General features: G+C 71.8%; 17 protein-coding genes. 3 read left to right on the forward strand and 14 right to left on the reverse strand.

Annotated elements, in window-relative coordinates; translation table 11 throughout:
- Positions 1 to 183: 183 nt before the first annotated feature.
- From gatB to gatC, 4 genes are read right to left on the reverse strand one after another with little or no spacing between them, the layout of a single operon-like run.
- Positions 184 to 1,689, reverse strand: a complete 1,506-nt coding sequence (gene gatB, locus V1457_RS01830) for an Asp-tRNA(Asn)/Glu-tRNA(Gln) amidotransferase subunit GatB (RefSeq protein WP_295143744.1) — start codon at positions 1,687 to 1,689, stop codon at positions 184 to 186.
- Positions 1,686 to 1,883 (reverse strand): hypothetical protein, encoded by a 198-nt coding sequence (locus V1457_RS01835; protein WP_200070251.1) that lies wholly within the window; start codon positions 1,881 to 1,883, stop codon positions 1,686 to 1,688. Before V1457_RS01835 ends, gatB begins: the two co-directional genes overlap by 4 nt.
- Positions 1,883 to 3,418, reverse strand: a complete 1,536-nt coding sequence (gene gatA / locus V1457_RS01840; RefSeq protein WP_338599517.1) for an Asp-tRNA(Asn)/Glu-tRNA(Gln) amidotransferase subunit GatA — start codon at positions 3,416 to 3,418, stop codon at positions 1,883 to 1,885. The genes V1457_RS01835 and gatA overlap by 1 nt, the downstream gene beginning before the upstream one ends.
- On the reverse strand, positions 3,418 to 3,717 hold the full coding sequence (gene gatC / locus V1457_RS01845; RefSeq protein ID WP_200070253.1) for an Asp-tRNA(Asn)/Glu-tRNA(Gln) amidotransferase subunit GatC: 300 nt from the start codon (positions 3,715 to 3,717) through the stop codon (positions 3,418 to 3,420). The genes gatA and gatC overlap by 1 nt, the downstream gene beginning before the upstream one ends.
- Before the next feature lie 453 nt (positions 3,718 to 4,170).
- Between gatC and V1457_RS01850 the strand changes: the two genes are divergently transcribed.
- Positions 4,171 to 4,824 (forward strand): amino acid-binding protein, encoded by a 654-nt coding sequence (locus V1457_RS01850; protein WP_338604771.1) that lies wholly within the window; start codon positions 4,171 to 4,173, stop codon positions 4,822 to 4,824.
- Here V1457_RS01850 and V1457_RS01855 read toward each other — a convergent pair whose 3' ends face one another.
- The 3 genes from V1457_RS01855 to V1457_RS01865 form a co-directional block, all read right to left on the reverse strand.
- Positions 4,825 to 5,235: a PIN domain nuclease gene (locus V1457_RS01855; RefSeq protein ID WP_295141085.1), complete on the reverse strand. Its 411-nt coding sequence runs from the start codon at positions 5,233 to 5,235 to the stop codon at positions 4,825 to 4,827. It abuts the gene before it with no gap.
- The gene (locus V1457_RS01860; protein WP_200070255.1) at positions 5,232 to 5,441 is read right to left on the reverse strand and encodes a type II toxin-antitoxin system VapB family antitoxin; all 210 of its coding nucleotides are present in this window, start codon (positions 5,439 to 5,441) and stop codon (positions 5,232 to 5,234) included. The genes V1457_RS01855 and V1457_RS01860 overlap by 4 nt, the downstream gene beginning before the upstream one ends.
- A 62-nt stretch (positions 5,442 to 5,503) precedes the next feature.
- Entirely contained in the window at positions 5,504 to 6,097 is a 594-nt protein-coding gene (locus V1457_RS01865; RefSeq protein WP_338599521.1) for a TetR family transcriptional regulator C-terminal domain-containing protein, read from the reverse strand.
- A gap of 68 nt (positions 6,098 to 6,165) precedes the next feature.
- Here V1457_RS01865 and V1457_RS01870 point away from each other — a divergent pair, with 68 nt between their 5' ends.
- Complete coding sequence (locus V1457_RS01870; RefSeq protein WP_338599523.1) at positions 6,166 to 7,539, forward strand: MFS transporter; 1,374 nt, start codon at positions 6,166 to 6,168, stop codon at positions 7,537 to 7,539.
- A 78-nt stretch (positions 7,540 to 7,617) separates the two neighbouring features.
- Here the strand turns inward: V1457_RS01870 and ligA are convergent, their stop codons facing one another.
- The 4 genes from ligA to V1457_RS01890 all read right to left on the reverse strand — a co-directional run bounded on the left by ligA (position 7,618) and on the right by V1457_RS01890 (position 13,206).
- Entirely contained in the window at positions 7,618 to 9,834 is a 2,217-nt protein-coding gene (gene ligA / locus V1457_RS01875) for an NAD-dependent DNA ligase LigA (RefSeq protein ID WP_407074742.1), read from the reverse strand.
- A 253-nt stretch (positions 9,835 to 10,087) separates the two neighbouring features.
- On the reverse strand, positions 10,088 to 10,834 hold the full coding sequence (locus tag V1457_RS01880; protein ID WP_407074769.1) for a hypothetical protein: 747 nt from the start codon (positions 10,832 to 10,834) through the stop codon (positions 10,088 to 10,090).
- Positions 10,835 to 10,991: 157 nt separating this feature from the next.
- Positions 10,992 to 12,038, reverse strand: a complete 1,047-nt coding sequence (locus tag V1457_RS01885; protein ID WP_338599527.1) for a DUF6461 domain-containing protein — start codon at positions 12,036 to 12,038, stop codon at positions 10,992 to 10,994.
- A gap of 133 nt (positions 12,039 to 12,171) precedes the next feature.
- The gene (locus V1457_RS01890) at positions 12,172 to 13,206 is read right to left on the reverse strand and encodes a methionine synthase (protein ID WP_338599529.1); all 1,035 of its coding nucleotides are present in this window, start codon (positions 13,204 to 13,206) and stop codon (positions 12,172 to 12,174) included.
- A gap of 192 nt (positions 13,207 to 13,398) precedes the next feature.
- Between V1457_RS01890 and V1457_RS01895 the strand changes: the two genes are divergently transcribed.
- Positions 13,399 to 14,349, forward strand: a complete 951-nt coding sequence (locus V1457_RS01895) for an ABC transporter substrate-binding protein (protein ID WP_200070259.1) — start codon at positions 13,399 to 13,401, stop codon at positions 14,347 to 14,349.
- A 138-nt stretch (positions 14,350 to 14,487) separates the two neighbouring features.
- On the opposite strand, the gene mnmA is transcribed toward V1457_RS01895, so the two are convergent.
- The 3 genes from mnmA to V1457_RS01910 all read right to left on the reverse strand — a co-directional run bounded on the left by mnmA (position 14,488) and on the right by V1457_RS01910 (position 18,307).
- A complete protein-coding gene (gene mnmA / locus V1457_RS01900; protein WP_338599533.1) occupies positions 14,488 to 15,576 on the reverse strand; it encodes a tRNA 2-thiouridine(34) synthase MnmA in 1,089 nt (362 codons plus the stop codon).
- Between the two features lie 5 nt (positions 15,577 to 15,581).
- Positions 15,582 to 16,814 (reverse strand): cysteine desulfurase family protein, encoded by a 1,233-nt coding sequence (locus tag V1457_RS01905; RefSeq protein ID WP_338599536.1) that lies wholly within the window; start codon positions 16,812 to 16,814, stop codon positions 15,582 to 15,584.
- Between the two features lie 113 nt (positions 16,815 to 16,927).
- Positions 16,928 to 18,307: an MFS transporter gene (locus V1457_RS01910; protein ID WP_338599539.1), complete on the reverse strand. Its 1,380-nt coding sequence runs from the start codon at positions 18,305 to 18,307 to the stop codon at positions 16,928 to 16,930.
- Between the last annotated feature and the right edge of the window lie 77 nt (positions 18,308 to 18,384).

Genomic DNA, 18,384 nt, shown 5'->3' on the forward strand with positions numbered 1-18,384 from the left:
CCCTCGACGGGTGAACGGACTCCAGCCGGACCAACGAGCCGCTCGCTCGGAACCGCTCTCCGCCGGCCGGGTAGCGCGTGCGCGGGTCCGCAATGAGTGAACGGCCTGTTGGTCCAATCTGGTCGGACCAACAGGCCGTTCACTCGGAAGAAGTCACCGGTGCGGGAGCGCCGGAGTGGCGGCTCACTGCCCGCAGGCGGCGAGGATGAGTTCGCGGACGCGCTTGGCGTCGGCCTTGCCGCCGGTCGCCTTCATGACCGCGCCGACGACCGCACCCGCGGCCTGCACCTTGCCGCCGCGGATCTTCTCGACCACGTCCGGCTGCGCGGCCAGCGCCTCGTCCACCGCGGCCTGCAGCTCGGAGTCGTCGGAGACGACCTCCAGCCCTTGGGCGGCCACGACCTCGTCCGGCTCGCCCTGCCCGTCGAGCACGCCGTCGACGACCTGGCGCGCCAGCTTGTGCGTCAGCTTTCCTTCGGTGACCAGCTCGATCACCCGCGCGACCTGCGCGGGCTGGATCGGCAGCTCGCCGAGCTCGACGCCGCGGGTGTTGGCCTGCTGGGACAGGTAGGCCACCCACCAGGACCGCGCCTCGGACGGCGCCGCGCCGGCGTCCACAGTGGATGCGACCAGGTCCAGCGCGCCCGCGTTGACCAGGTCGCGCAGTTCCTCATCGGACAGCGACCACTCCTGCTGGATGCGCTTGCGCCGCTCCCAGGGCAGTTCCGGCAGCGTCTGGGACAGCTCGCCGACCCACTCGCGGGACGGGGCGATCGGCACCAGGTCCGGCTCCGGGAAGTAGCGGTAGTCCTCCGAGGTCTCCTTCGGCCGACCGGCCGAGGTCGCCGCGGAAGCCTCGTCGAAGTGCCGCGTCTCCTGCTTGATCTCGCCGCCGGAGACCAGCACCGCCGCGTGCCGCCGCATCTCGTAGCGCACCGCCCGCTCGACGCTGCGCAGCGAGTTCACGTTCTTCGTCTCGGTGCGGGTGCCGAACTCCGCCGCGTCCTTGGCCATCAGCGACACGTTCGCGTCGCAGCGCAGCGAGCCCTGGTCCATCCGCACGTCGGAGACCTCCAGCGAGCGCAGCAGGTCCCGCAGCGCGGCCACGTAGGCCCGCGCCACCTCGGGCGCGCGTTCGCCTGCGCCGGTGATCGGCTTGGTGACGATCTCGATCAGCGGCACCCCGGCCCGGTTGTAGTCCAGCAACGAGTGCTCGGCGCCGTGGATCCGCCCGGTGGCACCGCCGACGTGCAGCGACTTGCCGGTGTCCTCCTCCATGTGCGCGCGCTCGATCTCGACGCGGAAGGTCTCCCCGTCGTCGAGCGCCACGTCGAGGTGGCCGTCGAAGACGATCGGCTCGTCGTACTGCGAGGTCTGGAAGTTCTTCGGCATGTCCGGGTAGAAGTAGTTCTTCCGCGCGAACCGGCACCACTCGGCGACCTGGCAGTTCAGCGCGAGCCCGATCCGGATCGCCGATTCCACCGCTTTGCCGTTGACCACCGGCAGCGCACCGGGCAGGCCCAGGCACACCGGGCAGACCTGGGTGTTCGGTTCGGCGCCGAAGGCGTTGGCGCAGCCGCAGAACATCTTGGTGGCCGTGGACAGCTCCACGTGCACCTCGAGGCCCAGCACCGGGTCGAACCGCTCCAGGACCTCCTCGTAGTCCATGATCTCGGCGACCGCGGTCACTTCGCGTCCTCCCCCTTGCGCAGCGTGCGGATCGCCAGCGCGGTGCCGGTGACCAGGCCGAGCGCGGTGATGATCGAGTCGGCCATCGCCAGCTTGTCGTTGTTGGCCTTGGCGTCGCGGATGCTCGCGCGCAGCCCGAAGGCCGCCGACAGCACCGACGCGAGCTGGATCACTGCCTTGATCTTCGAGTTCATCACGCCACCTCCAGGGCGGGAATGCGGTCGATCAGCGGGCCGCCCTGGGCGGCGTCGCGGGCGGTCTCGTAGGCCGCGCCGACCCGGTAGAGCCGGTCGTCGGCCAGCGCCGGGGCCATGATCTGCAGCCCCACCGGCATCCCGTCCTCATCGGACAGTCCACTGGGGACGCTCATGGCGGCGTTGCCCGCCAGGTTCACCGGAATCGTGCACAGGTCCGCCAGGTACATCGCCAGCGGGTCGTCGGAGCGCTCACCGATCTCGAACGCGGTGGTCGGCGTGGTCGGCGAGACCAGCACGTCCACCTGCTCGAACGCGGCGGTGAAGTCGCGGGAGATCAGCGTGCGGACCTTCTGCGCCTGGCCGTAGTAGGCGTCGTAGTAGCCGGACGACAGCGCGTAGGTGCCGAGCATGATCCGGCGCTTGACCTCGGCACCGAACCCGGCTTCGCGGGTCAGCGACATGACTTGCTCGGCGCTGCGCTCGCCGTCGTCGCCGACGCGCAGGCCGTAGCGCATCGCGTCGAACCGGGCCAGGTTGGACGACGCCTCACTCGGCGCGATCAGGTAGTAGGCGCCGAGCGCGTAGTCGAAGTGCGGGCAGGAGATCTCCACGACCTCAGCGCCCAGCTTCGACAGCTGCTCCACCGCGGCGCGGAACGAACGCTCCACCCCGGGCTGGTAGCCCTCACCGGCGAACTCGCGCACCACGCCGACCTTCACGCCGGTCAGGTCCCCGGCCGCGCCTTCGCGGGCGGCCGCCGCGACCTGCGGCACCGGGGCGTTGATCGAGGTCGAGTCCATCGGGTCGTGCCCGGCGATCACCTCGTGCAGCATCGCCGCGTCCAGCACCGTGCGCGCGCACGGCCCTGGCTGGTCCAGCGAGGACGAGAACGCCACCAGGCCGTAGCGGGAAACGCCGCCGTAGGTCGGTTTCACGCCGACCGTGCCGGTCACCGCGCCCGGCTGGCGGATCGAGCCGCCGGTGTCGGTGCCGATCGCCAGCGGCGCCTCGAACGCGGCCAGCGCCGCCGCCGAACCGCCGCCCGAGCCGCCGGGGATGCGCTCGGTGTTCCACGGGTTGCGGGTGGGGCCGTAGGCGGAGTTCTCGGTGGACGAGCCCATCGCGAACTCGTCCATGTTGGTCTTGCCGAGCACCACCACACCGGCCGCGCGCAGCCGCTGCGCCACCGTGGAGTCGTACGGCGGGACCCAGCCCTCCAGCATCTTCGAGCCGCAGGTGGTGGGCATGTCGCCGGTGGCGAACACGTCCTTGAGCGCCAGCGGCACGCCCGCCAGCGGGGAAGCCGACCGGCCGGCGGCGCGGTCCTCGTCGGCCTTGTTCGCGGCATCGAGCGCACCGTCGGCGTCCACGTGCAGGAAGGCGTGCACGTTGCCGTCCACGCCGGAGATGCGGTCCAGGTGGGCGCGGGTGGCCTCGACCGAACTCACCTCGCCGGCGGCCAGCTCGGCTGCCAGCTCCGCGGCGGTCAGGCCGGTCAGGGCCGAGTCGCCGCCGGTCGCGGTCTGGGTCATCACGCCTCCTCGTTCAAGATCCGCGGGACGCGGAACCGGTTCTCCTCGGCCGCGGGCGCGCCGTCCAGCGCGGCCTCGCGCGGCAGGCTGGGCCGCACCACGTCTTCGCGGAACACGTTGGTCACCGGCACCGCGTGCGAAGTCGGGGGGATGTCCTGCGCGGCGACCTCCCCGACGCGGGCCACCGATTCGAGGATCACGTCGAGCTGACCGGCGAAGGTGTCGAGCTCCTGCTCGGTGACCGCCAGCCTGGCCAGGCCGGCGAGGTGCGCGACCTCGTCGCGGGAGATCTTGGACACTGCGAAGGCTCCCTGGTCATGTCCGGTATCACGGGTTGTCCTCAGTCTATTGCCGAGCCCGCATGGCCCCGGCCAGGGGGCGAACCCGGTCGTCACCCCGTGTCACCGCTGCGCCGCGGAGCGGCAGCGCAGGCCCCTTCCGCCTGCTCGCCACTTCGCCGCATCGGCCCCCCTCGGCTGACGGCCGCGCGTGTCGGCCGCCCTCTCCGGAACCGCAGCGGCGGACCGCTTCATCGGGGTCAAGGCGGCCTTCGCGGGTAAGCCGGACAGCGCGGGAAGGTGCAACGACGACCTCGCGTTGCACTACACGAACGGCGGGCGCACCGCTAGGGTGCGGTGTCTGCCACAATTTGGCCCGCCTGCTGCTCGCACGGCGGCCCTGGTGAGCGGCCGTGCGTCGCGGGGAGCGCGGACGGCGAGGTGCCGCGCACGAAGCTGGAGGCGTTGAGTCCGGTGTCCTTCCTGATCCGGGTTCAGATACCGGACCGCCCGGGGATCCTCGGGGCGGTGGCGAGTGCGCTGGGCGAGATCGGAGCAGACATACTCAGCGTCGACGTGGTCGAGCGGGCCTCGGACATGGCCATCGACGACATGGTGGTGGAACTGCCGTCCGGTCGCCTGCCGGACATCCTGATCACCGCCGCGGAGTCCATCGACGGGGTCGAGGTCGACGCGGTCCGGCCGTACGCGGGCGTGCTGGACACCCACCGCGAGCTGGAACTGGTCGAGGACATCGCCGCCGAGCCCGGCAACGGCCTGCAGATCTTCGCCGAGGGCGTGCCGAAGATCATCCGCTCCGGCTGGGCGATCGTGTTCGGGCACCACTCGGGCGGTGCCGAACAACTGGCCGCGAGTTCGTCCGCACCGCAGCAGGGTTACCTGGAGCTGCCGTGGCTGCCGCTGCCGCGCGCCACGATCCTGGACGGCGACGAGGGCTGGGTGCCGGAAACCTGGCAGGAACTCGGCACCGAACTGGCGGCGACCCCGATCGGCAAACCGGACCGCGTGCTGCTGGCCGGGCGCCCAGGCGGCCCGATGTTCCGCGCCGCCGAGGTCGCGCGCCTCGCGCACCTGGCGGGCATCGTCTCGGTGGTCCTGGACGACTGATCAGTCCAGTGCAGACCGCACCCGAAGCTCGGTAGCGATATCCGCCAGCAACGCGTAGTCACGGTCTCGATGAACCAGCGTTGCGCCAGTTCGGATGGCGACCGCAGCGATCAGGCAGTCGACCATGGAGCGGACAGTGTTCCCGTTGCGGCGCACCTGCCTGTAGAGGTCGGCCGCCACGAAGAAATCTGTGGTCGGCTGAACGCCAAGCTGCGCGAAGCGGTTCAACGTCCCTTCGATCCGAGCCAGCCGAGTTCCCACGGCTCCGGCTCGCAGTTCCATGATCACAGGCTCTGTGGTGGCGATGCAGTCGGTGTCCTGCCCCAAGTCCTTCATGACGTCGTGGGATCCACCGGGAATCCCGCGAAAAAAGTCGATCCAGACCGACGTATCGACGAGATACTGCTTCATACCTGCTCCGGAGCATCGTCGCGGATCTCGTTGAGATCGCCATCCCAGCCGATCCCTTCCAGCGCGAAGAACTCCTCGCTGGTCACTTTAGGACCGACAAGTCTGCGCAACGCGACGTCGACCGCTTCGCGCTTGGTCGTCAGGCCGTACCGGTGCATCGCGGCTTCGACCAGTTCATCGTCTATATCGATGTTTGTGCGGCTCATACACCAACAATACACATCAACGCGAGTAGAGCGACAGGCGGCATCCGCGACAGGCCGAGGCTCTACCCGAACAGCGCGTTCAGGTGGTAGGTCAGCACGGTTCGGGCGGAGTCGGCGGTGCGCTGGCCGACCAGGACCGTGGTTCCGAGGCCGTGGCCGAGGGCCAACAGCCGGGCGGATTCGATCGCCGGGTCGGCGCTCGCGAGCAGTTCGCCGTTCTCCCGCGCCCGCGTAAGCAGGCCGGTGAGCTGCTCCTCCAGCCGTTGCGGGCCCTCGACGAACGGCTGCGCGGACAGCTCGGCGTCGGTCATCGCCAGCGCCGCGAACGAAGTCCACACCAGGTGGAACGCCCGGCTCGCCTCGTCGGTGGGCAGCGCTTCGGCGAGCAGTTCCGCGACCAGCTCGCGGGTCGACCCGCCGCGAGCGCGCATCCGCTCCGCCCACCGCTGGTGGCTGCGTTCTTCCAGGTGCAGCAGGGCGGAGTGCATGAGCTGGGCTTTGCTGTGGAAGTAGTACTGCACCAGCCGCAACGAGACGCCGGCCTCGGCGGCGACGGCGCGCATCGTGACCGCGTGCAGCCCTTCCCGCGCGGCCACCCGCACGAGGCCGTCCGCGATCGCGGCTCGGCGCTGGGCGTGATCGACGGTCTTCGGCAATGCTTCTCCTAGCTTCTCCTACGTGATACTGCTGTATATGATACCGCTGTATCAAACAAGGGGGAATCTTGGATCGCCGGAGGCTCCTGCTCGCCCTGGCCTGCGCGGCGCAGTTCATCGTCGTGCTGGACGTGTCCGTGGTGAACGTGGCGTTGCCGTCGATCAGCGCTTCACTGGGTCTCGACGAAACGGTGCTGCCCTGGGTGGTCAACGCCTACGCGCTGGTCTTCGCCGGTTTCCTGCTGATGGGCGGGCGGCTCGCCGACGTGATCGGGCGCAGGCGCGCGTTCCTCGCCGGGCTCGCGTTGTTCTGCGTGGCCAGCCTGGTGGGCGGGACAGCGGTCGAGCCTGGCGCGCTGATCGCGGCGCGGGCTGTGCAGGGGCTCGGCGCGGCCGTGCTCGCCCCGGCCACGCTGACGCTGCTGACCACCACGTTCCCCGAGGGGAACGACCGGACCCGAGCGCTGGCGATCTGGGCCGCCGTCGGAATGGCCGGTGGCACGGCCGGAAATCTCACGGGCGGAGTGCTCACCGAGTACCTCTCCTGGCGGGCGACGCTGCTGATCAACGTGCCGATCGGGGTCGTTGCCGCGCCGCTGGCGCTGAGCCTGCTGGCGCGCGACCGGGCATCAACGGCTGCGCGCCTGGACGTGCCCGGAGCGCTCACCGCCACGGCCGGTCTGATCACGCTCACGTACGGGATCACGCAACTGCGCGACGCGGATTCGCTCGCCGTTGCGGCGGCGTTCGCGGGCCTGACCCTGCTCGCGCTGTTCGCAGCGCACGAAGCGCGCCACAGCGATGCCGCCCTGATTCCGGTGCGGCTGTTCCGGCTGCGCGCGGTGTCGGCGGGCAATGCCGTGCTGTTGCTGGCCGGGGCGTGCCTGAATCCCATGTGGTACTTCCTGTCGCTGGCCATGCAGGAACTCCTGCACTACGGGCCATTGGCGACCGGGCTCGGATTCCTGCCGCACACGCTGGTGAGCATCCTGCTGGGTGTGAACGTGGTGCCGAGGCTGATGCGCCACGTCGGCACGCGCGCGCTGATCGCGACGGGTGCGTCGATCAGCGCGGCCGGGTTCGGCTGGCAGAGCCTGCTGACGCCGGACTCCGGTTACGTGCTCGGGCTGCTCGGGCCGGGGATCCTGATCGCGATCGGCGGCGGACTGCTGAACACTCCGATCACGACCGTGGTGACCAGCGGAGTCGCCGCCGAGGACGCGGGCGCGGCCTCCGGGCTGATGAACACCACCAAGCAGGTCGGCGGTGCCGTGGGACTCGCGGCCATGGCGGCGGCGACCGCCACCGCCGACCGCGCGCCCGGGGTGCTCGCCGCCGCCTACGGGCACGCGTTCCTGCTGATGACCGGGCTGATGCTCGCCACAGCGCTCGCCACGGCGATGCTGCCGAGAGCGGAGCGCACCGAAGCGGTGGCGAGCTGAGCGTTGGGTTCGAGAAGCGGCGTCAGCCGGTTGCGATGTGCTCAGCCCGGCCACCGGCGCGAACTCCCCGAGCAGCTCCTAGTCCTGCTTCGGATCGCCGACGTCGAGCGCGGCCTCGGCCGCGGCGTCCGGGCCCTGCTCGAGCAGGACGGTGAAGCCTTCCTCGTCCAGCACCGGAACCTTGTGCTGCACCGCCTTGTCGTACTTGGACCCCGGGTTGTCGCCCGCGACGACGAACGCGGTCTTCTTCGACACCGACCCGGCCGCGCGGCCGCCGCGGGCCATGATGAGTTCCTTGGCCTCGTCCCGGGAATAGACGTTCAGCGAACCCGTGACCACAATGGACAGACCGGTGAGCGTGCGGGGCACCGACTCGTCGCGCTCATCGGCCATCCGCACCCCGGCTTCGCGCCACTTGCGCACGACCTCGCGGTGCCAGTCCACTTCGAACCACTCGCGCACCGCGCCCGCGATCGTGGGGCCGACGCCGTCGACCGCGGCGATGTCCTCCTCCGCGGCCTGCTCGATCCGCTCCATGGAGCCGAATTCGCGGGCCAGCGCCTGCGCCGCGGTCGGTCCCACGTGCCGGATGGACAGCGCCACCAGCACCCGCCACAACGGCTTGCGCTTGGCCGCCTCCAGGTTCCCCAGCAGTTTCGCGCCGTTCGCGGAGAGGTTGCCCTCCTTGGTCCGGAACAGGTCGGTGGCCAGCAACTTCTGCTCGTCGAGGTGGAACACGTCGCCCTCGTCGACCAGCGCGCCGGCACCCAGCAGCGCGACCGCCGACTCGTAGCCCAGCACCTCGATGTCGAAGGCGCCGCGCCCGGCCAGGTGGAACAACCGCTCGCGCAGCTGCGCCGGGCAGGAGCGGGCGTTCGGACAGCGGATGTCCACGTCGCTCTCCTTCTGCCTGCGCAGCGCGGTGCCGCACTCCGGGCACTCGGTGGGCATCACGAACTCGCGCTCGCGGCCGTCGCGGACGTCCACGACCGGGCTGAGCACCTCCGGGATCACGTCGCCCGCCTTGCGGATCACCACCCGGTCGCCGATCAGCACGCCCTTGCGGCGCACCTCGTCGGAGTTGTGCAGCGTGGCCATGGACACCGTCGAACCGGCGACCTGCACCGGCTCCATCTCCGCGTACGGGGTGACCCGGCCGGTGCGGCCCACGTTGACCTTGATGTCGCGCAGCACCGTGGTGGCCTGCTCCGGCGGGTACTTGTAGGCGATCGACCAGCGCGGGGCGCGGGAGGTGGTGCCGAGCCTGCGCTGCAGCGAGACCTCGTCGACCTTGACCACCACGCCGTCGATCTCGTGCTCGGCGGTGTCCCGGTTCTCGCCCCAGTAGCCGATGAGCCGCACGATCTCGTCCACTGTGGACAGCACTTGGGTGTGCCGGGAGACCGGCAGGCCCCACGCCTTCAACGCGGCGTAGGACTCGGACTGCCTGCTCGGCTCGAAACCCTCGCGCTTGCCGAGGCCGTGGCAGATCAGCCGAAGCGGACGGGTGCGCGTCACCCGCGGATCCTTCTGCCGCAGCGAACCCGCCGCCGCGTTGCGCGGGTTGGCGAACGGCGCCTTGCCGGACTCGACCAGGGCGGCGTTGAGGTCGGCGAACTCCGAGACGCGGAAGTACACCTCGCCCCGGACCTCCACCAGCGCCGGCACCGGGAAATCGGCGGTGCCGGTGAGCCGGTCCGGCACGTCTGCCATGGTGCGCACGTTGAGCGTGACGTCCTCGCCGGTGCGCCCGTCGCCGCGGGTCAGCGCGCGTTCCAGGCGGCCGTCCCGGTAGAGCAGGTTGATCGCCAGCCCGTCGATCTTGAGCTCGCACAGGTAGTGCGCGTCCGCGCCGACCTCGCGCTCCACCCGGTCCACCCAGGTGCGGAACTCCTCGGTATCGAAGGCGTTGTCCAGGCTGAGCATCCGCTCCAGGTGGTCAACGGCGTTGAACTCGGTGGCGAAGGTGCCGCCGACCACCTGCGTCGGCGAGTCCGGTGCGCGCAGCGCCGGGTGCTGCTGCTCCATGCGCTGCAGCTCGACGAACCGCTCGTCGAACTCCGAGTCGGCGATCGTCGGCGAGTCCAGCACGTAGTAGCGGAACTGGTGCCCGCGCACCTCCTCGACGAGGGCCTGGTAGCGCTCGCGCACATCCGCGGGCACGTCCTCGATGCCCTCGGTGCGCGCGGCTGCCGCGGGGTCGTCGGGCAGTTCGGTGGCGCGGTCGCCGTCGTCGGCCGGGTTCTGCTGGACGCTCTCGCCGGAGTCGGCACCGGCCCGCTTCTTGCTGGTCACGCCCGAAAGCCTAACCAGCCGTCCGGACAGTTCGCGCGGATCACCTCCGCTGCCGCCCGCCGGCGGGGCTACCCGGTGCTTTTCGGCGCGAACGGACCGCTGGACCGGCCAGGACGGGCGAACGGGACCGCTCGCGCCGGAAGAAGTTGCGCGGATCGGGCGGCGGTGCGGGCGTGTCGGCCGTCAGGGGTCGCTGAACGAACGGATCGGCGAGCGAACGGGTCGCCCGACTGGTCCGGGGCGACCGGGTCGCTCACTCCGAGCTGTTCGGGTCGTCGAGGCGACGGACCAGGTCGCGGAACTCCAGCAGGCCCACCGCCCCGGACGGTTCCGCCTCGGCGGTCTCCACCCGGCCCAACCGGTCGGCGGCCAGCCGTTCGCCGAGCGCGGCGTCCAGCGGCAGGAACGTCAACGCCGAACGCGCCTCGGACTCCAAACCGGCGAAACCGGGGTGGTAGACCGCCACGTCCACCAGCCCTTCGCCCTCGTCGACGCGCGCGAACACCCGCACCTCGTCGAGCGCGTAGCGCCGGTCGCGGAGGTTGACCGTCACCTGCGTCGGGTCCGGCACCGGCGGAACCGAGTCGTGGTACTCGAACAGGGCGTCGGCCTCCGGGGCGGCCGCCTTCCACGCGTCGGTGTAAGGCCGCAGCTCGGGATCGGCCTGCGCGCTGATCACCAGCGCGTACACCGCCTCTTCGCCTTGCTCGACGGAGAACGTGAGGTCCGGGTGCACGCCCGCGACGGCCTCGGCGAGCTGGTGGTCGAAGCGCTGCGGGGCGCCTTCGCCGAGGGCGGCGGCGACCTCCGGCAGCAGTTCTTCCCAGCGGCGCCAGAACTCATCGGCCTTCGCACGCGCATCGGCGGTGACTCCGGATTCCGGCGCGGTGTCGAGCGGTGCGGCGCCGGTCGGCCCGGCACCGGTCGACGTGCCATCGGCACCGGCTTCCGCGGCCTCGGCTGCGTCGGCATCGGCACGGCGGCGGCGCAGGAACCTCATCATGCGCTCATTGTGCAAGCCGCCCGCCGCCCGCCGTGGCGATTCCCGCCGATCCGCAGCGAGTCCGCGGCGGGCGCCCGCGCGGCTTCGTCAGCAGTGAACGGGCCGTTCGCCCGCTCCCATCGGTCCAGCGGTTCGCACTTCGGACGAGTGGGGGTCAGGACAGGGCGGCCGCGGCCAGGTCGGAGATGGTGGCCTGCTCCAGCCGGAGCCTGCGGGACTCGGCCAGCGTCCCGAGCAGGCCCACCAGCGGATCGTCGTTGGTGGCCTGCCGCAGCACCTCCAGCGCGCGCACGCGGGCGCGGTCGGCGCTGGTGGCCGGACCGCGGTGCAACTCCCAGCGGCGCAGCCGCACGAGCTCACCGATCCGCCCGGCGTCGAACTCCGCGCCGGTTTCCAAGGCCCGCAACGTCTCGGTCACCTCGGGCCACTCGAACCCGTCGGCCACGTCCAGCACGTACCGCGCCACACCCACCGCGGCCCGCCCGCACCTCGACGACCCTGCGCGGCGGAGTTCGCTCAGCAGCGCCGCCGAATCCGGGTGCTCGGGCCAGATGCGCGCCAGCCCGACCTCGTCCAGCAGCTCCTCCGGGGAGGCGGGCAGGTCCTGCGGCCAGGGCGCGACGGGGTAGGTGAGGAAATCGCCTTCCAGCCACTCCGGGGTGAGCGGGCATCCGGTGATCCGGGCGGCGAGCGCGAGCATCAGCTCGACGCTGTTCTCGCCCCGCTCCTCCGAGCCGCTGCCCGCCCACGGCAGCCCGGCGCGGATCTCCTCCAGCTCGTCCGGGGCGACGCCGAGCCGGTACTCCGGCATCAACGCCTCGAACGAGGTGCGCACCGCCCCGTCCACCGCGTGCGAGAACCGGGTGAGCCCGTTGACGTCCCAGAACGCCGACACCGCCGCGGTGCCCGCGCTGACGCGCCGCAGCACCTCGCGGCGGGTGCCCTGCAGCCCGCCGTCCTCGGCCACCAGCGTCCAGCCGTCCCCGGTGCGCAGGCCGATCACCGGGTAGCGGTCCTGGTGCGCGAACGCTTCCTCGCAGAACTCGTCGAAGTCGAGCTTCTGCACGTGCTCGGTGACCGCACCGAAGCCGCGCCCGACGCGGTCCGCGTCGACGCCGCGCACGAAGGTCAGGCAGGCGGCGTCCTGGATGGTGCTGCGGTGCACCCAGGAGAACCGCGCCACTTCGCCGGTGTTGGACACGACGTTTTTCCTACCACCGTTGAAACATCCGAGTGACCCGAACCGCATAAATTGATCTTGCATGATCGGTCCGCGGGAACCCCGAAGCGCATCCGACCGCGGGCCTCGGCGGCCGGATGACCTCGCAAGGCCCTCAGCGGTGCGCCTCCTCCTGGAAAACCTCGGTGAGATCCCGCACCAGCCCGAACGCCCGCCGCGCCCAGTCCGGCGTCGCCCCGGCGAGGCCGCAAGCGGGGCTCACCATGCTGCGCTCGATCAGCACCCGCGGCCCGAAACCGAGTCGTGCGGCCAGCTCCAGTCCCGGCCGAGCCAGTTCCCGAGCGTCCGGGCGGTTCGCCGGTTCGGTTCCGGGTACCAGGCCGAGCAGCAGCGTGGTGCCTTCCTCCCACGCCTCCCCCAGCTCGTCGGCGAACGCCCCGGACACCGAGCCGAGCCCGGTCGCGTCCAGCGCCACGGCGCCCGTACCGGCCCGCCGCAGCAGCGTCACCGGCGGCCGGTCGGCGCAGCAGTGCGCGATCACGGGCGCGCCGGAGACGTCCGCGAGTTCGCCGATCACCTCGCCCAGCAGTTCCCGCACCTCCGGCTCCGGAACCGCGAGAACGTTGCCGTAGCCGGAGGGAGTCTTCAGCGATCCGGCCAGCACCGCGGGCAGCGATGGCTCGTCGAGCTGCACCACCACGCGCGCACCGGTGCGCGCCGCGACCTGCTCGACATGCCGGGACAGGCCCTCCACCAGCGACGCGGTGAAGTCCCGCAGCGCGCCCGGGTCGGTGAGCACGCGGTGCCCGCGCTCCAGCTCGACCCCGGCGGCCAGCGTCCACGGCCCGGCCGCCTGCACCTTCACCGCCCGCGGCGCGCCCGCCTCGGCGACCGCCTGCTCGACCGCGTCCAGGTCCCAGCGCAGCAGGTCCACCGCGCGCCGCTGATCCCGGCCGGGACTGCCGGTCACCCGGTAACCGGACGGCACGACCTGCACCGCGAGATCCACCAGCAGACCGGCGGCGCGCCCGATCAGGTCGGCGCCGACGCCGCGCGCGGGCAGTTCGGGGAACGGCATCAGCCCGGGCAGCTCGCCCGCCACGACCCGCGCGGTCTCCAACGGGTCGGTGCCCGGCATGGAGCCGAGGGCGGTGGCGGTGCCGGGGTTCCACGCTGCTTCATCGCTCACCCGGCCATTCTGACGTGGCGGCCCGCGGCTGATCGCGAGGGATTCCCAGCAAGCGCACCGGACGGGTGATCCCGGCGGCCTGAAAGGTTAGGCTAACCATGCTCGATCCGGGGATCCGGCTCGGCGCCTGTTCCGGTTGCTCGCCGGACCACCCGCGCCGAACGAGAGCAAGACCGTCGCCAAGGAGTTCCGATGCCGTCACTTTCCCGCCGCGGCCTGCTGCACGCCGCGACCGCGCTGGCCGCCGCCGGAGTCGCCGGGTGCGCGCAACAACCCGGCGGGGCGGCGCCGGAAGGACCGTCGCGCAGCATCGACACGCACCTCGGCCCGGTGCGCATCCCGGCGAATCCGCAGCGCGTGGTGTGCCTCGACCAGTACGCGACGCTGGCGCTGCTGGACGTGGGCGTGCGACCGGCGGCCACTGTGGACGGACTCGACGACTGGATGCCCGCGCAGCACCTGGCGGCATACCGGTCGTTACCGCGGGTGGGCGGTTACCAGCCGGAGTTCGAGCGGGTGCTCGCCGCGCAGCCCGATCTCATCATCGGCAACAGCGCGTTCACGCTCAGCGGCGGCGACACCTACGAGAAGCTCAGCTCGCTGGCGCCGACGGTGATCCTGACCTCGCTGGTTTCCGGGCAGTGGCAGGACATGGCGCTGCAGGCGGCGAACGCGGTGAACCGCCCGGAGCCGATGAACCGGCTCCGCGAGCGCTACCTGCAGCGGGCGGCGCAGATCCGGCAGCAGCACGCGGATGCGTTGGCGCGCACCGAGTTCAGCCTCATCGCGTCGTTCAAGCAGGGCTCGTGGAACCTGTGCCTGCCGGACTCGTGGAGCGGGGTGGTGCTGACCGAGGCCGGAGCCCGGTTCGCGGGCGCTTCGGCCGGGCGCACCGGCAGCGCGGTCGAGCAGTCCTTCGAGCAGATCGGCGTGCTGGCCGACTCGGACGTGATCTTCTACCAGGTCAACCCGGACGGCGCGGTGGACCCCGCGATGCAGGCGCTGCTCGACCAGGGCGCGTACCGGAACCTGCCCCCGGTGCGCGCGGGCGGGGCCGTGCCGCTGCGGAACCTCTACGTGTTCAGCTTCACCCAGGCGCTCGGCGCCCTCGACGAGCTCGAAGCCGTCCTGCGCGGCCGCTGACCGACGTTCGCGAAGTGCCGAGCCCTTCCGGCCGATCGGGACGAACGGTCCGTTCACTCCGAAACGGTCTCGAGTGAACGGCCTGTTTGACCAATCTATTCGGACGAACGGTCCGTTCACTCCTGAACGTCGCTCGGGTTAGCGGGTTGCGGAGATCAAGGCGCTGCCGAGCACGACGTCGCCCGCGTCGTCGGGGCGGTAGAGCACGATCGCCTGGCCCGGTGCCACGCCGCGCAGCGGCTCGTCGAGCCGGACGCTCAGCCCGCCGTCGGCGACCTCCGCGACGGCCCCGGCGGTGCCGCCGTGCGCGCGCACCTGCACGACGCACTCGGTGGCACCGTCCAATTCCCGCTCCGAAGGCCAGATCGGCCGCTTCGCGTCGATGCCGGTGACGCCGAGGTCCTCGGCGGAACCGACCTTCACGGTCCCGGAAACCGGCTCCAGCGAGAGCACGTAGCGCGGCTTGCCGTCCGCGGCGGGCGCTTCGATGCCGAGGCCCTTGCGCTGGCCGACGGTGAACCCGTGCACGCCGGTGTGGTGCCCCAGCACCGCGCCGCTTTCGGCGTCGACCAGCTCACCCGGGCGCTCGCCGAGCTTGGACTCCAGGAACCCGCGGGTGTCGCCGTCCGAGATGAAGCAGATGTCGTGGCTGTCCGGTTTCTGCGCCACCGCCAGGTCGCGCTCGTCGGCCTCCGCGCGCACCTCGGACTTCAGCGAGTCGCCCAGCGGGAACATCGAGTGCCGCAGCTGCTCGGCGGTCAGCGAGGCCAGCACGTAGGACTGGTCCTTGCCATCGTCCCGGCTGCGGCGCAGCTCCGGCACGCCGTCCCGGACCACCAGGCGCGCGTAGTGGCCGGTGCAGACGGCGTCGAAGCCCAGCGCCATCGCCTTCTCCAGCAACGCCTCGAACTTGATCTTCTCGTTGCAGGTCAGGCAGGGGTTCGGAGTGCGCCCGGCGGCGTACTCGCCGACGAAGGTCTCGATCACCTCTTCGGTGAACCGCTCGGCGAAATCCCAGACGTAGAACGGGATTCCGAGGATGTCCGCGGCGCGGCGCGCGTCCCGGGAGTCCTCGACCGTGCAGCAGCCGCGGGCACCGGTGCGCAGCGTGCCGGGCTTCGCCGACAGCGCCAGGTGCACGCCGGTGACGTCGTGCCCGGCGGCGACCGCGCGGGCGGCGGCGACCGCGGAGTCCACCCCGCCGCTCATCGCTGCCAGTACTCGCACTGCTCTCACACCTCCGTCGTGGCGGTCGTCGGACCCGCCGCCCTGCGCAACCCGGTCAGTCCGGCGTTGCGCGCCCGTTCCACCACCGGCCCGATCGCCTCGGTCAGCGCCCGCACGTCGGCCTCGGTGGAGTCGTGCCCCAGCGAGAATCGCAGGGAGCTGCGCGCGGCCCGCGCCTCGGCCCCCATCGCCAGCAGCACGTGGCTCGGCTCGGCCACTCCGGCCGTGCAGGCGGAGCCGGTGGAGCATTCGATTCCGTTGGCGTCCAGCAGCATCAGCAGGCTGTCGCCTTCGCAGCCGGGGAAGGTGAAGTGCGCGTTGCCGGGCAGCCGGGACCATTCGCCGTCCTGCCCGCCCGCGCCCGGATCGCCGTTGAGCACGGCGTCCGGCACCGCGGCGAGCACGCCGCTGATCAGCTCGTCGCGCAGCTTCGCCAGCGCCGGGGCGTGCTCCGGGCGTTCGCGCACCGCCTCCCGCACCGCGCTGGCCAAACCCAGCACGCTCGGGGTGTCCAGCGTGCCGGAACGCACTTCGCGCTCCTGGCCGCCGCCGTGCAGCACCGGAGTGCATTCGACGTCGCGAGCCAGCAGCAGCACGCCCGCGCCGTAGGGACCGCCGAGCTTGTGGCCGGTCATGGTGAGCGCAGCGGCGCCGGAGGCGGCGAAGTCGACCGGCACGGTGTCCACCGCCTGCACCGCGTCGGTGTGCAGCGGCACGCCGTAGCGGTCCGCGACCGCGGCCAGCCGCGAGATCTCGTTGACCGTGCCGACCTCGTTGTTCGCCCACATCACGGTGATCATCGCGACGTCGTCCGGGTTCGCGCGCAGCGCCTCGTCCAGCGCTTCCGGGCGCACCCGGCCGACCTGGTCGACCGGCAGCCAGGTGATCTCCGCGGCTTCGTGCTCGGCCAGCCACTCGACCGCGTCCAGTACCGCGTGGTGCTCCACCGCCGAGGCGAGGATGCGGCGCCGGTTCGGGTCCTTGGCGCGCCTGGCCCAGTAGATGCCCTTGACCGCGAGGTTGTCGCTTTCGGTGCCTCCGGCGGTGAACAGCACCTCGGAGGGGCGCGCTCCCAGTGCCGCGGCGATGCCCTCGCGGGACTCCTCCACGGCGCGGCGCGCGCGCCTGCCCGAGGTGTGCAGCGAGGAGGCGTTGCCCAGCTGGGCCAACGCCTCGCTCATCACCGTGACCGCCCCCGCGCGCATGGGGGTGGTGGCGGCGTGGTCGAGGTAAGTCATCGCGACACCAGGGTAAACCAGGCGTGCACCGGTCCGGCCGGGCTCGTCGGCTCCGCGCGGCTCAGGCCTCAGCCGCGGCCACGCGGCTCAGGTCCCAGCCGCGGCCACGCGGCTCAAGTCCCAGCCGGGGCCGCCCGGCGCAGGACCCGCACGGCGCACAGCACCGCGACGCAGGCCAGCAGCAGGTCCAGCGGCACCACCCCGGCGGTGGCGGCACCGGGCCGGGACATCGCGGCCACCAGCACTCCGCCCAGCCCCACCAGCAGCGCCTGCCCGAGCATGTCCGAGAGCTGCAACGCGGCCGAGTTGAACCCGCGCCGCTGCGGTTCCGACAACGACAGCACCCGGACCGAGGTGCTGGAGATCGCGATGCCCATGCCCGCACCGCCCAGCGACCACAGCCCGAACACCGCCCACGCGGGCCCCCAGACCGGCGCGATCAGCACCAGTCCGGCGACTGCGGTAGCCACCAGCAGCAGACCGGCGCCGACCAGGTACTCCCGCCGGATACCGCGCCGGGAGCTCTGGAAGAACGCACCGGCCGACCAGCCCAATGATCCGACGGTGAGCGGAATCCCGGCCGCGGCAGGCGAATAGCCGTGCACCACCGACAGCGTCAGCGGTACGAACGCCTGCGCGGTGATGAACACCCCCGCGAGCAGCCCGCGCGCGAGCACCATCACCGGAATCCCGGGCTGCCCGCTGAAGGTGCCGCGCGGCAGCAGCATTCGCAGCGACGGAGCCAGCACGAGCAGCGCCACGACGCCGATCACCACGACCGGCACGGAGGTGTTCCCGTCCGTCGCGGTCTGCGCCGCCCAGTTCACCCCGACGACCCCGGCCGCAGCACCCACCGCAGCCAGCGGCAATCCCGGCGCACCGGCCGGGGATGCGGTCTCACCGGCCCCGAGCCGCCGCACCGTCGGCACCAGCAGCAACGCCCCCACCAGCATCAACGGCGCGAGCCCGAGGAAGGTCCAGCGCCAGCTGAGGTGCTCGGTGAGCAACCCGGTGATCGCGGGCCCGACCAGCGCGGGCACCACCCAGGCCGCGGACAGCGCACCGAACGCGGCGGGCCGGTCCCGCTCCGGGTAGACCCTGGCGATCAGCACGTACAGCGCCACGATCTGCCCACCAGCGCCGATGCCCTGCATGGCGCGCGCCACCAGCAGGCTCGGCATGTCCGGGGCGAATCCCGCGATCAGCAGCCCGAGGCCGAAGGTCGGCATCGCCACCAGCAGCGGCGCCCCTGGGCCGCGGCGGTCGGCGATGCGCCCGCCGACGACGTTGCCGATCGCGCTCGCCGCCAGGAAGACGGTGAACGGCCACGAGTACCACTGCTCGGCGTGCAGCTCGCGCACGATCGTCGGCAGGGCGGTGCCGATGCCCATCGCCTCGAACGCGGCCAACGTGATCACCAGGACCAGGCCGATGGTGAAGTTCCGCCGCCCCGGGCTCCACAAGGCGCTTTCTGAGGTTCCGTCAACGCGCACCCGGCGAGCCTGCAACTTGCACGGGGGTACAAGTCCAGCGAAGTCGCCCGCACGGGCGCAACGCCTGGTTCAATCGC

Origin of the sequence: Saccharopolyspora sp. SCSIO 74807, assembly GCF_037023755.1 — a bacterium.
GTDB lineage: Bacteria > Actinomycetota > Actinomycetes > Mycobacteriales > Pseudonocardiaceae > Saccharopolyspora_C > Saccharopolyspora_C galaxeae.

Excerpts from the sequence above, each read along its gene's own strand:
- V1457_RS01835 (WP_200070251.1), bottom strand. The coding sequence starts at position 1,883 with ATGAACTCGAAGATCAAGGCAGTGATCCAGCTCGCGTCGGTGCTGTCG.
- gatA (WP_338599517.1), bottom strand. The coding sequence starts at position 3,418 with ATGACCCAGACCGCGACCGGCGGCGACTCGGCCCTGACCGGCCTGACC.
- V1457_RS01855 (WP_295141085.1), bottom strand. The coding sequence starts at position 5,235 with ATGAAGCAGTATCTCGTCGATACGTCGGTCTGGATCGACTTTTTTCGC.
- V1457_RS01860 (WP_200070255.1), bottom strand. The coding sequence starts at position 5,441 with ATGAGCCGCACAAACATCGATATAGACGATGAACTGGTCGAAGCCGCG.
- V1457_RS01880 (WP_407074769.1), bottom strand. The coding sequence starts at position 10,834 with ATGAGGTTCCTGCGCCGCCGCCGTGCCGATGCCGACGCAGCCGAGGCC.
- V1457_RS01895 (WP_200070259.1), top strand. The coding sequence starts at position 13,399 with ATGCCGTCACTTTCCCGCCGCGGCCTGCTGCACGCCGCGACCGCGCTG.
- V1457_RS01905 (WP_338599536.1), bottom strand. The coding sequence starts at position 16,814 with ATGACTTACCTCGACCACGCCGCCACCACCCCCATGCGCGCGGGGGCG.